We start from the raw sequence: 14050 nt of genomic DNA, 5'->3' as shown, positions 1-14050 counted from the left end.
GACCCGCCGGCCGTGCCGCGTCCCCACCCCACCCCACCCATCCGACGGGAACGACGATGCACCAGCACACCCGCACCGCCCGGCGGCTGCCGGTCCAACCCGACTGGTTCCGGCGGGCCGTGTTCTACGAGGTCCTCACCCAGGCGTGCTTCGACTCCAACGACGACGGCTGCGGCGACCTGCTCGGCCTGGTGTCCAAACTGGACTACCTGCAGTGGCTCGGCGTCGACTGCATCTGGCTGCCACCGTTCTACGACTCGCCGCGCCGCGACGGCGGGTACGACATCAGCGACTACACCGCGATCAGCCCCGAGTACGGCGCCGTCGAGGACTTCGTGACCCTGCTCGACGAGGCGCACGCCCGCGGCATCCGGGTCATCACCGACCTCGTCCTCAACCACACCTCCGACGCCCACCAGTGGTTCCAGGAGTCCCGCACCGACCCGTCCGGCCCCTACGGCGACTTCTACGTGTGGCGGGACGACGACACCGGCTACCCCGACGCCCGGATCATCTTCGCCGACACCGAGACGTCGAACTGGACGTTCGACCCGGTGCGGCAGCAGTTCTACTTCCACCGGTTCTTCCACCACCAGCCGGACCTCAACTACGACAACCCCGTCGTCGCCGACACCATGCTCGACGTCGTGCGCTTCTGGCTCGACCTCGGCATCGACGGGTTCCGGCTCGACGCGGCGCCCTACCTGTTCGCCCGTGAGGGCACCGAGTGCGCCGGCCTGCCGGAGACGCACGAGTACCTCAAACGTATCCGGAAGATCGTCGACGACGAGTACCCGGGCACGGTCCTGCTCGCCGAGGCGAACCTGTGGCCGACGGACCTCGTGGAGTACTTCGGCGACGCCACCGTCGGCGATGAGTGCCACATGGCGTTCCACTTCCCGCTGATGCCCCGCATCTTCATGGCGGTCCGCCGCGAGTCCCGGGTGCCGATCTCGGAGATCCTCGCGCAGACCCCGGCGATCCCCGACAACTGCCAGTGGGGCACGTTCCTGCGCAACCACGACGAGCTGACCCTGGAGATGGTTACCGACGAGGAGCGCGACTATCTGTACAGCGAATACGCCCAGGACCCCAGGATGCGGCTCAACCTCGGCATCCGGCGGCGGCTCGCGCCGATGCTCGGCAACGACCGGAACCAGATCGAGCTGTTCACGTCGCTGCTGCTGTCGTTACCGGGGTCGCCGGTCATCTACTACGGCGACGAGATCGGGATGGGCGACAACGTCTACCTCGGCGACCGCGACGGGGTGCGGACCCCGATGCAGTGGAACGTCGACCGCAACGGCGGGTTCTCCCGCAGCGACCCGAGCCGGCTGTACCTGCCGATGAACAACGGCTGGGTGTACGGCTACCAGTCGGTCAACGTCGAGCGGCAGATGGAGGAGCCGGCGTCGCTGCTGCACTGGACCCGAAAGATGCTGGCGATCCGCAAGCGGCACACCGCTTTCGCCCTCGGCGACTTCACCGAGCTGACCGGCACCAACGGCGCCGTGCTCGCGTTCCTGCGCCGGTACCGCGACGAGACCGTCACGCGGACCGCTGCCGACAACGCTGCTGACAGCGCCGAGGAGGTGCTGTTGTGCGTGCACAACCTGTCCCGGCACCCGCAGCCGGTGCAGCTGCCGCTCGGTGACCTGTTCGCCGGTCACGTGCCGGTGGAGCTGACCGGCGACACGACGTTCCCGAGCATCGGGCGGCGGCCGTACCTGCTGACCCTGCCCGGTCACGGCTCGTACTGGTTCCGCATCGTCGCGCCGGGCCGGAACCGGGGCGGTGCCCGTGCCCGATGAGGACACCGCCGACCTGTTCGAGGCGAGCCTGCTGCTGTTGGCCGGAACCGCGCCGCTGCGTCATGCGACGGCGGCGCGGCGGCGTACCGACTGGGAGGTGGTCGCCGCCGCGTGGGACGGCGCGCCACTGCGGGTGGAGTTCGAGGCCGAGTACGCGGCGGCCAGGTTCGCCGAGGTGATACGGGCCGTGCCCGAGGTCGACTGCTGGACGGGCCGCCGGGAGGCGGGCATCCGCCGCCGCTACGAGACGTTCGTCGTGGACGTCGCGGCTGCCGAACCCGGCAGCGTCCTGGCCCGCTTGCAGGACGAGTGGACCCGGGCCGCCGACCTGCTGCTCGGCGACGGTGCCGCGGACGAGACACGGCTGCGGACCCGGGCCGTGGCGGTCTGGCGGTGCGCGCTGCTGACCGGGGCGCCGCGGCACTCACGGGCGGGGCTGCGGCTGCGGGCACCCGACGGCCGGTCGTTGCGGCTGCTGATGCGCTCCGCGCAGGTCCTCGGCGTCACCTGCGAGGCGCACACGGGCCGGGGCCGGCAGATCCTCTCCGTCGGCGGACGCGGCGCGGTGACGCTGCGCTCCACCACACGGGCCGCGTCCTGAACGGTGCCGGCCACCGACGCGATGGAGGCGGCCGAGGAATTGCCGCACCTGGCGGCCGCACTGCAGCACTTCGGCCTCGTCCTCGGGGTGCACGGTCAGCGCGAGCGGGCGCGCCGGCTCGTGGCGGAGGCGACCGAGCTGTATCGCGTCCTCGCCGGTGCGGATCCGCGGACCCATCGGCGCAACCTGGCACTGTCGCTGACGAACCTTGGCAACCAGCTGGCGGAGCTGGGCCGGCACGAGGAAGCCCTCGACTGCATGCGGCAAGCGGTCGACCTGCATCGCGGCCCGGCCCGGTCCGACCCCGGCGCCGGGCAGCTCGCGCTCGCGTCGGCACTGACGGACCTTGGCGTCAAGCTCGGTGAGATGGGCAGCCACGCGGAGGCAGCCGCAGTGCTGCAGGAGGCGATCGAGCGGTACCGGGCGGCCGCCGGCGCCGGCCCGAGCCAGCTGGAGTACTGGGTGGCGCTGGTGACGCACAGCCATGAGCTCGCCGCACTGGGCCGTGACGCCGACGCGCAGCCGTCCCTCGACGAGGCGACCGACCTGTACCACGAACTGGTGCGGACCCGGCCGGAGCTGATGGGATTCTGCACCGCGCTGCTCCACCGGCACGGCGTCACCATCACCCCTGACGGCCGGGCCCGCGGCGCGGCGCCGCCGGACGCGCTGACCCGCGCGGACGAGTTCACCGCACATGGCCTGCGGCTGGCTCGGGACGGGCGGCTCACCGAGGCGCTGCCACTGCTGCGGCAGGCCGTCGACCTGTGCCGGCAGGCCGCGGCCGCCGACCCGCGCAGGCTGCCCGCGCTGGCGAAGACGCTGCACAATCTGGGCCTGGTGCTGGCCTGGCTCGGCCGGCACGACGCAGCGGTCGAGGCCACCGCCGAGGCCGTCGACTGCTACCGGAAGACCGCCGCCTCGGCCACGCCCGGCGGTGTCGACGTGCTGCTGGCCGACACGTTGGACAGTCTCGGCGCCCGGCTGGCGACGGTCGGGCGGCACGGCGACGCCGCCACCATCTCCGAGGAGTCCGTCGTGCGCTACCGGCGGCTGGCCGAGGCCGATCCCAGGCGTCACCTGCCGGACCTGGCGCGGGCGCTGAACAATCTCGGCATCCGGCGGTGCGACGTCGGCCAGCACCAGCAGGCGCACAGCGCCACCCGCGAAGCGGTCGAGGTGTACCGGCGGCTGCGCCTGACCGACCCCGGCAGCCACCTTCCCGGCCTCCTGTCGAGCCTGAGCAATCTCGGTCTACGGCTGGCCCGTCTGGACCGTGCCCAGGAGGCGGCGGTCAGCACCGCGGAGGCCGCCACCCTCGTCGCCGCGGTGGACGACTTCCATCCCGCCAACCATCCCGCCAACCATCTCGGCGGCGTCGCGGAGTCGTTGGAATGGCTCGGCTGGTACCTCAAGCAGCAACGCCATCACCGCGAAGGGCGAGCCGCCACCGCGGCGGCCGCCGCGCTGCGCGGTCGTCTGTCTTCCGGCTGACGGCCGTCGTCATGCCGGCAGCCCACCATGACCGACGCGCAAGGCCGCCGCCCTGTCGGTGGTCCCCGTCGTTCATGCCGCGTGCCGCGACGTGGGTTGTTTCAGCTCACCGTGACCTGTTGCCACGGCGGAAGGTCGACCCATTCGCCCGCGAGCTGGTAAGTCAGGTAATAGGTGTACGTGCCCTGCGTGTCGAACCGGCGGCGCAGCACCAGTTCGCGGGCCTCGGTGCCGAGCGTGACGTTCTCCAGCGCGGGAAAGTCGTGGGACGTGCCCGACTCGTCGCGGACCTTGACGGTCAGCCGGGTCAGCGTGATGTCCCGGTCCGCGCTGAGCGTGGCGCGCGCAGCGACCATGCCGCCCGCGATGGGACTGGCGGGCTCGAGGGTCAGCTCACCGGCGATGGTCACGCGGCTGGCCGGCGGGCCGACGTCCACCAGCTCCGGCCCGCGCAGCCGGACGACCACGACGACGGCCAGCGCGATCACCACCGCCGCGGCGGCGAACCACACCCATGGCGGGCGACCACGCGTCGGCATGATCCATACGGTACCGCCGGACGGCCACCTGGCACGCGGCGGAGTGTCAAACCTTGCATCGGGCGCCGCGGATCGGTAGCGGCTCGGTGGTGTAGACCTCGCGGCCGTCGGTGGCGCGGATCTGGAAGCAGTACTTGCGGGCCGGGTCGATCGGCACCCGCATCGTGCGCTGCCGGTTGGCGACCAGCACCATCGTCTCGATGCGCTCGCCGGCGACGACCACGGCGAAGTCCAGGTCGCCGTCGGCCTGCCACGTCAGCTGGACGTGGCTGCCCTGGTCGACCGGCGGTGCGAGCCTCAGGTTCACCGTCGACGGGTCGTTCGACGGCGGTGCCGCGGTCTGCCCGGTCTGCGGTGCCGCCGCCACCGGCGGTGTGCTCGCCGACGGCGCCGGACCGTCCTGCGACAGGACGATCGGGACCACGGTCAGGCCGGCCACGAGCACGCCCAGGCCGGCGAACAGGGCCGGCCGTCCACGGACCCGCCGGCGCGCCGAGCCGCTCCCGCCGGTGCTGTACACCAGCGTCCGCCGAGGGCGCGGCGGCGAGCCATCGCCAGGCGCTGCGGCATCGCCGGGCAGCGGGTCATCGGGCGACGCTGCACCGGGTGACGGATCATCGGACGGCACGTCATCGGACGGTCGGGTGCCCGGCGACGGGGCGGCGGGCAATGCGACATCATCGGCCGGTGCGGCGCCGGTCGATGGATCCTCCGGCCGGAGCAGGTCGGGCGCCGGCGCCGCGCGGCGGCTGTCGGCGAAGTCGTCGAAGTCGAAGTCGTCCAGACCGAGCGGGTCGTCCAGGCCGTCCGTGTCGCCGGCTGGGACCGCCGACGGCGCACCTGCGGGCGGCGCCGGCGCATCGGTCGCCAGGCCGGCTGACGCCGGCGCATCGGTTGCCGGGACAGGCGACGCGAGCGCATCGGTTGCCGGGACGGGCGGCGCAGGCTCGGCATGCTGCGGGACGGGCGGCGCCGGGCCGTCGGACCCCGGGGCGGCCGCCGGCTCCTGCAGGTGCTCGATCAGCGTCACGACGGCCGCCGCGACCGGCCGGTCCGCCGGGTCCTTGGCCAGCAGCCGGCCGACCACGTCGGCGAGTGCTGCCGGGACGTCCGGGCGCCGGACCCGCGGTGGTGGGTCCTTCAGCACCCGTAGGATCCGCTCACCCGGCGGCTGGCCGGTGCGGCGGGCGAACGGCGGCGTGCCGACCAGCGCGGCATACAGCAGCGCGCCCAGCCCGTACAGATCGGTCGCCTCGGTCCGGATGCTGTCCCGCAGCGTCTCCGGCGCCGTGTACTCCAGCGCGTGCATCGGGTCCCGCGGGAACTGCTCGCGCAGTGCCAAGCCGAAGTCGGCGAGGACCGGCTCGCCGGAGCGGCGGAACAGCACGTTGTGCGGCGTGACACTGCCGTGCACGAGATGCTTGCCGTGGGCGGCGGCGAGCGCGGTCGCCACCGTCAGCCCCACGCGGAGCGCCTCGTTCACGGGCAGCGCGTCACGGGCAGCGAGCACTTCGGCCAGCGAACCCTGGCACAGCTCCATCCGCACCCCGGACCGGCCGTCCGGATGGTCGACGACGCCGTCGACGGGCAGGATCGCGCGCACCGATCGCAAGGCGTCCAACACCTGACGTTCGCGGCCGAGCTGCGCGATGGTGTCCCGGTCGAACCGGTCGGCGAACAGCTTGACCGCGATCTGCGCGCCGGTGTCCGCCAGCTGACCCGCGTATACCGTGGCGGCGGGACCGGTGGCGAGCGCGTCCGGTCCGACAACGACACCGCCGGTCTCGCTGCTCACAAGCTCTGATCCCCGCTCCACCGCTGAGGTTCGCACGTGTTCACGGTAGGTTCGTCGACCGGCCGCCACCGCTGCGCGGCAGCATCCTGCCGAATTGCACCGCCTCCGGCCGCCGCGGTGGAAGCTGACTCGCATGCAGGGTACCAGTCTGGTCAGGGTCACGATCGCCACGCCGCAACGGCGGATCGACATCGCCTTGCCGGAGCACGCCGCCGTCGCCGAGATCCTCCCCGGCCTGCTCGCCCGGGCCGGCGACGGGCTGGCCGACGACGCCGTCAGCACCGGCGGCTGGCTGCTGCGCCGGGCCGACGGCACGACGTTCAACCCGGACCGGACCCTCGCGTCGCACCGGGTACTCGACGGCGAGGTTCTGCACCTGACGGAGCGGCGCGTCGAATGGCCCGAGCTCGAGTACGACGACCTGGTGTATGCCATCGCGACCGGCTCCGGGCGCACCGGCGGCGCGTGGGGGCCGCGGCACACCCGCCGGGCCGGTCTGGCCGCCGGGGTCGTGGCGGTGCTGCTCGGCCTGGTCGCGGTGGTCCGGGCCGGGCCGCCGTGGACGGCGCCGGCGCTGTGGGCGCTCGGGGCGGCCTTGGTGCTGCTGATCGCGGCCGTGGTGCTGGCCCGCGCGGCCGGTGACGCCGGGGTGGGGGCGGTGCTCGCCGCCGTGGCGCTGCCGTTCGCGTTCGCCGGCGGTGGGCTGCTGCTCGCCGGGGACCGGCCGGTGACCGGACTGTCGGCCGGCCACCTGATCGTGGCCGGGGCGGTTCTGCTGCTGGCCGCCCTCGTCGGCCAGGCCGGGGTGACCGCCGCGCCGGAGGTGTGGGCCACGGCGGCCGTGGCCGGCCTGCTCGGCGTGATCGGCGGCTGGCTGGCCACCACCGGCGAGTTCGACGCCCACGAGGCAGCGGCCGTGACCGCCGGGGGCATCTTGGCGCTGTCCACGACGTTCGGCACGCTCGCGCTGCGCCTCGGCCGGGTGCCGATGCCGGTGCTGCCACGCTCCACCGCGGACCTGGTCCGCGACGACCCGCAGCCGCCGCTCCCGCTGGTCCACGCGGCGGTCGCCCGCGCCGACGCGCTGCTGACCGGCATGCTGACCGGCTCGTGCGGGGTGGTGCTGTGCTGCCAGGTGACGCTGATCCGTCACGGTGGCACCGCCGCGGTGGTGCTGGTCGCGCTGCTCGCCGCAGGCTTTCTGCTGCGGGCACGGCTGTACCCCATCCTCCGCCAACGGGTGCCGCTGCTGGTCGCCGGCGTGTTCGGGCTCGGCTGCCTGGTCCTCGGCCCGCTCATGGCCGACCGGACCGCGCTGCTGGTGTCCACCGGGCCGCTGCTGTTCGCCGCCGCCGCGGTCGCGGTCATGGCCGGTGTCGTCTACAGCACCCGCGTCCCGAACGCCTACCTGGGCCGGTTCGCCGAATACGCGGAGATACTGATCGTGGTTGCCGTCGTGCCGGTGGCGTGCTGGGTGCTCGGCCTGTTCGGCTACGTCCGCGGCCTGGGGGGCTGAGCCGGTGGCTTCCAACCGCGATCAGCTGCAGGCGTACCAGTTCCTTGTCCAGCGGGCGACCTCGGCGCTGGTGACGGGGGAGACCGACCCGGAGCAGCCGCCGTTTCGCCGTTCGTCGGTCGCGGCGATCACCGGGGTCGCGCTCGCGATCGTGCTGCTGGCTGGCTTCGGCGTCTACGGGATGCTGCGCCCCGGCGGCAACAACGCCTGGCGTCAGGACAACGCGGTGATCGTGGAGAAGGAGACCGGCACCCGGTACGTCAACCTGAACGGACGGCTGCACCCGGTGACCAACTACGTCTCCGCGCTGCTGCTGCTCGGCACCCACGGCAGCACCGTCATGGTGTCCAGGAACTCCATCGTGGGTGTCCCGCGCGGCCCCCGGATCGGCATCCCCGACGCGCCCGACGCGCTGCCCGGCAAGGGCCGGCTGCTGTCGGGGTCCTGGTCGCTGTGCTCGGTGCCCGCCAGTGACGTCGCCGGCAGCAGGATCGAGGAATCGGTGCTGCTCGTCGGCGCCACACCCACCCGCGGCCTCGACGTCGACGACCGGGCGCTGCTGGTGGAGCTGGTGGCGACCGGCGACCGGTACCTGGTCTGGCGCGGGTACCGGCACAAGATCGATGACTACAAGGCGGTCGGTACCGGTCTCGCCCTCGCTACCGAGTCGTGGGTGCGGGTTGGCCGGGCCTGGCTGGATGTGCTGCTCGAGGGGGAGCCGATCGGCCCGGTCACGATGGCGCAGGCCGGGGCGGCGTCCAGCGCGGTGCCCGGCCGCACCGACATCCGCGCCGGGACGCTGCTGGTGGTGCAGACCTCCGGCGGCGGGCGGCAGTACTACGTCGCCGAGGCTGACGCGCTGCGGCCGATCACCGAGCTGCAGTACGACATCCAGCGCGCGTACTCGCCGACCCTGGCCGCCTACTCCGGCAGCGACCCGGGGGCGGTGCCGCTGGCGCCGTCGCTGGCCGCCGCGGCCCGGCAGCGCTCGCCGGTCAACGCCGAGGCCGGCGCGGCACCCGCCACCCGGCCGGCGATGGTCCGCCTCCGGGACAAGGAGGCCACCATCTGCGCAACGTTCGGTGCGGGCGCGGTCGCGCCGCGGCTGTGGGCGGAGTCCACCCTGCCGCCGGCCGACCCGCTGAGCACGACCACCCGCCGCAGCCCCGGCGGCATCCCCCTCGCCGACCGGATCCACGTCCCGCCCGGCTGGGCCGCCGTCGTCGAGGCGATGCCGTCGCCGGGCGCGCCGGTCGGCACCCTGACCCTGGTGACCGACATGGGCCGGCGCTACCCCCTCGCCTCGGCCGACGTCCTCGGGATGCTCGGTTATGACGGTGCCCGTCCGGTGCGGCTGCCGGCGGGCCTGGTCGCCCGGCTGCCGGAGGGGCCCGGTCTCGATCCGGTCGCGGCCCGGCAGTACCACACCGGGTGAGCGCCGGGGAGCCGCACGCGGTCGGGACGGCCTGTTGTATGTGACCTACGACAGTGGCCGTGGCTCCGCGCCGGCGGTGCTGCTGTTCGTGCTTGTCATGCCGACCGCCATGGTCCAGCTGCGCCGCCTGCGCCATTTGCGCCGGCAGGCGTGACCCTGGCGGTCAAGATGTGCTGACCGGCAGGGTCAGTTCGAAGATGGCGCCGCCCTCGTCGGCGTTGTACACCGAGAGCGTGCCGCCGTGCGCCTGGGCCACCCAGCGCACGATCGACAGCCCCAGCCCCGACGATCCGCCGGTGCTGGAGAAGCGGTCGAACGACTCGTCCATGAGTTCGGTGTCCATGCCCGGGCCGTGGTCGGCCACCGTGACCGTGCCGCCGGCCACCGTGATGTGCACGATCGCCTCCGCGCCGGGCTGGCGTCCGTAGCGCACGGCATTGTCGACCAGGTTGGCGACGGCCCGTTGCAGCAGGGCCGGGTCGGCGTTGACCTTGGTCGGCGCCGCGGTGAGGGTGATCTGCGCGCCGTCGGCCGGTGTCTCGTCGACCACACCGGAGACCAGCTGGTCGAGCCACACCGGCTGGATCGCGAGGTGCTCGACCCCGGCGGCGAGCCGGGCGCGGGTGAGCAGGCCGTCGATGATGCCGCCCATGCGTACGGCCAGCCGGACCGTGCGCGGCAGCAGGTCGGCGCGCTGCGCCGGGTTGTCCAGCGCGGTCTCGGCGAGCGCGCGCAGCGCGGCGACCGGGGTCCGCAGGTCGTGCGCGGTCTCCGCGAGAAGCACCTCCTGCTGCTGCAGAGCGGCAGCCGCGGGCCGGATCGCCCGGCCGGACAGGATGTGTGCGACCACTGCGAGCCCGCCGACCAGCACCGCCAGGCCGCTGAGCACCAGCAGCACCAGGTGGTTGTGCCGCTGCTGTTCCGGGCGCATGTCGGTGACCGCGACGACCGCCCCGACGGGAGTACGGACCTGGTTGAGCAGCGGCTCCACCCGCACCCGGACGAGTTCGCCGCCGGTGCCGTGCTGGTAGCCGGTGACGACGGTGCGGTTGCGCACGGCGCTGGCGGCCAGCCCGCTGAGCACCGCCGCATCCATCGGCACGCACGCCCGGCCGGACAGGTGCGCCTGGAACGCGGGCGCGCCGCCCGGCATGATCGCGAACTGCGGGCACGAGTCGTTGAGCTCGTCGACGTTGACCAGGCTGAAGTCGATGGTCTGGTCGAAGATGACCAGCCGGCTCACCGACGAGGTCACCCGGCGCAGCTCCGCGTCGGTCCGCGAGACGCCTTCCCGAGCGTCGTCCCGGATCATCCACCAGGCGAACGCCGCCAGCCCGAGCATGTTCGTCGCGGTGAACACGGCGGTCAGCACCCAGCGGAGCCTGCGCAGCCGGTCGGCGGACGATCCGGTCATCCTGGAACTTCGCTCCTGACCGGTCACGCGGACCCCAGCCGGTAGCCGCGGCCCCGCACCGTGTGAATCAGCTCCGGTTCGTGGAGTTTGCGGCGAAGGCGCTTGATGACCACGTCGACCGGGTTGGACCGGGGGCCGGACAGCGGGTCGAGCCGGGAGTCCCAGCAGTGCTCGGTCAGCTCGGCCCGGTCCACCGCCTCCTCGGCGCGGGCGAGGAGGTACTCCAGCACCGAGAACTCCCGGGCCGACAGCGTCAGGAGCACCCCGGCGCGGCGTACCTCACGGCGCGCGCAGTCCATGGTCAGGTCCGAGTGGCGCAGCACCGACGGCCGGCCGGTGCCGGACCGGCGGCAGAGGTTGGCCACGCGGGCGGTCAGCTCGGCCACCGAGAACGGCTTGACCAGATAGTCGTCGCCACCGTGCTCGAACCCGGCCACCCGGTCAGCGAGCGCGTCCCGCGCCGTGAGAAACAGCACCGGCACGCTCCAGCCCTGCTGACGGCGGGCGTGGACGTAGCCGATCGCGTCACCGTCGGGCAGCATCCGGTCGAACACCAGGCAGTCGAAGTCCAGCTCGCGCAGCGCCCGGTCCGCCGTCGCGATGTCCCGGGCGACCTCGACGTCCAAGCCGTCGGCGCGCAGCTTCGCGGCCACCGCGACCCGCAGATTCTCGTCGTCCTCGACGATCATCACCCGTGTCATCGAAACCTCACGTATGCCAGCAGATTGTTGATCGTGTGCGAAACGCTTCCAGCCGGATCGGGGCCAACACCGCGCGAGGCGAACGGGTGCAGAGCAACGCCCTGAACGCTAACGCCTCCGCGGCCAGAGATCACGCCCCCAATGTGATCTGGCAGGAACATGACGGGCCGCGCCCGTGCCCGGAACCACTGTCGACGGAGGCTTCAACCACCATGAACACGCTGAAAGCCCGCGCGCCCGGCCTGGTCACGGCCGGCGGTCCGGCCAATGTCTTCGGCGGCATCGACGCGCTGCTCGGCTCGGCCGTCAGCGACGTGCTGATCATGAGCACCGGCGCGTCCGCCGGGCCGATCGGCGCATTCCGGCGGGTCGACCGCGACAACCTGCGCCGTGGAGTGCGGTACCGGGTGCTGTTCCCGGATTCGGCGCGGCTGTCCCGCAGGTTGAGCAACGCGGCGCTGGCCGGTGCGGAGGTGCGCACCGACGCGGAGGTGCCGGTGGACGCCGTGGTGATCGACGGGACGACCACGCTGCTGTCCGCGGACGGGTCCAGCGCCGTGCGCCCCGCCCAGGTCGCGGTCCTCCGGCTGCCCAGCGTGATCACGGCCACGACGGAGCTGTTCGAGCGGATCTGGCCGGTCGCGGTGCCGCTCATCCCGGTGGACCTGCCCGACGGCGTGGACGGCGGCGACGGCCTGACGCCGACCGCCCGGGAGCGGGCCCTGCTCGCATTGCTCAACGCCGGCAGCACGGACGAGTCGGCCGCGGCGCGGCTGGACATCTCGGTGCGCACGGTACGGCGGATGGTGGCCGACCTGATGAACCGGCTCGGCGCGCGCAGCCGGTTCCAGGCCGGGGCGAAGGCCGTGGGCCGGGGCTGGCTGTTGGACTGACTGCAAGATCGGTACCGTGCCCCTGTGCGGGTACTGATCACCGAGGACGACGACAACTTGCGGGCGGCGCTGCAGGTGGCACTGCGCAGTGCCGGCTTCGCGGTCGACGCCGCGGAGGACCTGCCGGTCGCCGAGGAGGCCCTGTTCGTCAACGCCTACGACTGCGCGGTCTTCGACCGGATGTTGCCGGCCGGTGACGCGCTGCGGTTCGTGCACGGCCGGCGCGAAGAGGGCTGGCAGGTGCCGGTGCTGTTTCTCACCGCACGCGACAGCGAGTCCGACCGGATCGACGGCCTGCGCCTCGGCGGTGACGACTACCTGGTCAAGCCGTTCGCGATGGCGGAGCTGGTGGCCCGCGTGCGCAGCCTCTGCCGGCGTGGCCCGGCGGGGCGGCCGGCGGTCCTGCGGTGCGCGGACGTCGAGCTCGACGGCGGCCGGCACCGGGTGACCCGGGCCGGGGTGCTGCTGACGTTGACGCGCAAGGAGTTCCTGGTGCTGGAGCGGCTGATGTCGGCGCCGGGCCGGCCGGTGTCGCGCCAGGAGCTGATCTCCTACGCCTGGGACGAGATGGCCGACCCGGCCTCCAACGTGCTCGACGTCGTGGTCGCGCAGCTGCGCCGCAAGCTCCGCGACCCGCCCCTGATCCACACCGTGCGCGGCACCGGCTACCGCATCGGCGCGTGACGGAGCCGGACCCGCACGGGGCGAGGCTTCACCGGGCCGTGACGACGCCGAGCGGCAGGGTCGCTGCTACGCCCCAGGCGTGCCGTCCGTCGAGGCGTTCCGGGTCGACGCCGCGCTCGCGGACCAGCCGGGTCAGCTCCACCCCGGCACTGTCCAGCGCGGCCGTGCTCGTCGCCGCGATCCGTACCAGAGCAGTCACCGTGGGAACGGTCCCGACCGGCGTGCGGTGCGCGGTGACGGCCACGGTCACCGCCGCCTGTGGCGCCGCGGTGAGCAGCCGGCCCAGCAGGTGCGTGGCGACCGCCGGGGCCAGCTCGCCCCAGCCGCCGAGCCGGAACACCGCCTGTTCGACCGGTCCGCTCTGCCACTGCCGCCACTGCTCCCGGACGGTGCTCCGGCCGCCGTTGACGTGGGCGAGCGCGGCCAGGGTGCCCAGCGCCTCGGGCTCGGAGAGCGTCCTGGCCGGCAGGCCGTCGCGGCGGAACCGGCGCTGCACCCGCCGCACGGTGTTGCCCAGCGCCTGCCCGAGGTCGGCGTCGCGGTACACCTCGGCGGTGCGCAGGGCCTGCACGGCGACCCAGATCCGCGGCGGGCGGGTCCGGTTCATCCCGGCGTGGTGGACGACCTGCACGGCGAAGGCGAACGCCTGCTCGTCGTGCGCGGGCAGCAGCGTCGCCGGCGCCGGTATCGCCTCGGTCAGGTCGTGCGCGGCCGAGGCCGGCAGCAGGACGGCGGTGATCCCTTCGGCCCGGCTGATCATGAACACGGCGGGGTCGCCGGCGCTGGTGACGCCCACGGCCTCCGGAGCGATGCGGTCCAGCAGGGCACGGCCGGTCTCACCGGCGGCGGACAGGTCCCAGCCCCGCTCACGCATGCGGTAGCGCAACGCGAACACCAGCCATTCGTACAGCCAGCGACCGCGCAGGCGCACAGCGGTCAACGCTGCGACGGCGACGGCGGCCGCCGCGACCGCGACGATCGTCGGCCACGACTCGTCCAGGGCCAGGGCGACGGCGATCAGGACCAGGTTCCAGCACATGAGCTGCAGCACCCCGACCCCGCCGAGCGCGGGGACGCCGGACCGCTCGCCGGTCGGGGCCAAACCGATACTCGTCACCGGCTGAGCCTGCGCGGCCGGCCCGCGGTTGCAAACGGCGCTGCAGGTTG

General features: G+C 73.4%; 12 protein-coding genes. 7 read left to right on the top strand and 5 right to left on the bottom strand.

Annotation, left to right across the window (positions count from 1 at the left end):
* The first annotated feature begins 56 nt into the window (after nucleotides 1–56).
* Genes treS through AB0J72_RS16575 form a run of 3 tightly spaced genes read left to right on the top strand, consistent with a single transcriptional unit; the run spans nucleotide 57 to nucleotide 3906 of the window.
* Nucleotides 57–1811 (top strand): maltose alpha-D-glucosyltransferase, encoded by a 1755-nt coding sequence (gene treS, locus AB0J72_RS16585; RefSeq protein ID WP_363399480.1) that lies wholly within the window; start codon nucleotides 57–59, stop codon nucleotides 1809–1811.
* Nucleotides 1801–2412: a hypothetical protein gene (locus tag AB0J72_RS16580; protein ID WP_363399478.1), complete on the top strand. Its 612-nt coding sequence runs from the start codon at nucleotides 1801–1803 to the stop codon at nucleotides 2410–2412. Before treS ends, AB0J72_RS16580 begins: the two co-directional genes overlap by 11 nt.
* A 3-nt stretch (nucleotides 2413–2415) precedes the next feature.
* Nucleotides 2416–3906 carry a tetratricopeptide repeat protein gene (locus tag AB0J72_RS16575; protein WP_363399476.1) on the top strand — a complete coding sequence of 497 codons (1491 nt, stop codon included), beginning with the start codon at nucleotides 2416–2418 and terminating at the stop codon, nucleotides 3904–3906.
* Between the two features lie 101 nt (nucleotides 3907–4007).
* On the opposite strand, the gene AB0J72_RS16570 is transcribed toward AB0J72_RS16575, so the two are convergent.
* Both AB0J72_RS16570 and AB0J72_RS16565 read right to left on the bottom strand, forming a co-directional pair.
* Entirely contained in the window at nucleotides 4008–4445 is a 438-nt protein-coding gene (locus AB0J72_RS16570) for a hypothetical protein (protein ID WP_363399474.1), read from the bottom strand.
* A 46-nt stretch (nucleotides 4446–4491) separates the two neighbouring features.
* The gene (locus AB0J72_RS16565; RefSeq protein WP_363399472.1) at nucleotides 4492–6240 is read right to left on the bottom strand and encodes a protein kinase; all 1749 of its coding nucleotides are present in this window, start codon (nucleotides 6238–6240) and stop codon (nucleotides 4492–4494) included.
* 133 nt (nucleotides 6241–6373) lie between these two features.
* On the opposite strand from AB0J72_RS16565, the gene eccD reads away from it, so the two are divergent.
* Nucleotides 6374–7756 carry a type VII secretion integral membrane protein EccD gene (eccD, locus tag AB0J72_RS16560; RefSeq protein ID WP_363399470.1) on the top strand — a complete coding sequence of 461 codons (1383 nt, stop codon included), beginning with the start codon at nucleotides 6374–6376 and terminating at the stop codon, nucleotides 7754–7756.
* Between the two features lie 4 nt (nucleotides 7757–7760).
* Entirely contained in the window at nucleotides 7761–9191 is a 1431-nt protein-coding gene (gene eccB, locus AB0J72_RS16555; protein WP_363399468.1) for a type VII secretion protein EccB, read from the top strand.
* Between the two features lie 163 nt (nucleotides 9192–9354).
* Here eccB and AB0J72_RS16550 read toward each other — a convergent pair whose 3' ends face one another.
* Both AB0J72_RS16550 and AB0J72_RS16545 read right to left on the bottom strand, forming a co-directional pair.
* On the bottom strand, nucleotides 9355–10605 hold the full coding sequence (locus AB0J72_RS16550; RefSeq protein ID WP_363399466.1) for a HAMP domain-containing sensor histidine kinase: 1251 nt from the start codon (nucleotides 10603–10605) through the stop codon (nucleotides 9355–9357).
* Between the two features lie 23 nt (nucleotides 10606–10628).
* Nucleotides 10629–11306, bottom strand: a complete 678-nt coding sequence (locus AB0J72_RS16545) for a response regulator transcription factor (RefSeq protein ID WP_363399464.1) — start codon at nucleotides 11304–11306, stop codon at nucleotides 10629–10631.
* A 212-nt stretch (nucleotides 11307–11518) separates the two neighbouring features.
* On the opposite strand from AB0J72_RS16545, the gene AB0J72_RS16540 reads away from it, so the two are divergent.
* Both AB0J72_RS16540 and AB0J72_RS16535 read left to right on the top strand, forming a co-directional pair.
* Complete coding sequence (locus tag AB0J72_RS16540) at nucleotides 11519–12199, top strand: helix-turn-helix transcriptional regulator (protein ID WP_363399462.1); 681 nt, start codon at nucleotides 11519–11521, stop codon at nucleotides 12197–12199.
* Nucleotides 12200–12223: 24 nt separating this feature from the next.
* Nucleotides 12224–12883 (top strand): response regulator transcription factor, encoded by a 660-nt coding sequence (locus tag AB0J72_RS16535; protein ID WP_363399460.1) that lies wholly within the window; start codon nucleotides 12224–12226, stop codon nucleotides 12881–12883.
* A gap of 28 nt (nucleotides 12884–12911) precedes the next feature.
* On the opposite strand, the gene AB0J72_RS16530 is transcribed toward AB0J72_RS16535, so the two are convergent.
* Entirely contained in the window at nucleotides 12912–14000 is a 1089-nt protein-coding gene (locus AB0J72_RS16530; RefSeq protein ID WP_363399458.1) for a type VII secretion protein EccE, read from the bottom strand.
* Nucleotides 14001–14050: the final 50 nt, after the last annotated feature.

It is taken from the genome of Dactylosporangium sp. NPDC049742 (genome assembly GCF_040674675.1).
GTDB classification, from domain to species: Bacteria; Actinomycetota; Actinomycetes; order Mycobacteriales; family Micromonosporaceae; genus Dactylosporangium; species Dactylosporangium maewongense.
This window is presented reverse-complemented; position numbering and strand designations above follow the sequence as displayed.

Excerpts from the sequence above, each read along its gene's own strand:
- treS (WP_363399480.1), top strand. The coding sequence starts at position 57 with ATGCACCAGCACACCCGCACCGCCCGGCGGCTGCCGGTCCAACCCGAC.
- AB0J72_RS16550 (WP_363399466.1), bottom strand. The coding sequence starts at position 10,605 with ATGACCGGATCGTCCGCCGACCGGCTGCGCAGGCTCCGCTGGGTGCTG.
- AB0J72_RS16545 (WP_363399464.1), bottom strand. The coding sequence starts at position 11,306 with ATGACACGGGTGATGATCGTCGAGGACGACGAGAATCTGCGGGTCGCG.
- AB0J72_RS16540 (WP_363399462.1), top strand. The coding sequence starts at position 11,519 with ATGAACACGCTGAAAGCCCGCGCGCCCGGCCTGGTCACGGCCGGCGGT.
- AB0J72_RS16570 (WP_363399474.1), bottom strand. The coding sequence starts at position 4,445 with ATGCCGACGCGTGGTCGCCCGCCATGGGTGTGGTTCGCCGCCGCGGCG.
- eccD (WP_363399470.1), top strand. The coding sequence starts at position 6,374 with ATGCAGGGTACCAGTCTGGTCAGGGTCACGATCGCCACGCCGCAACGG.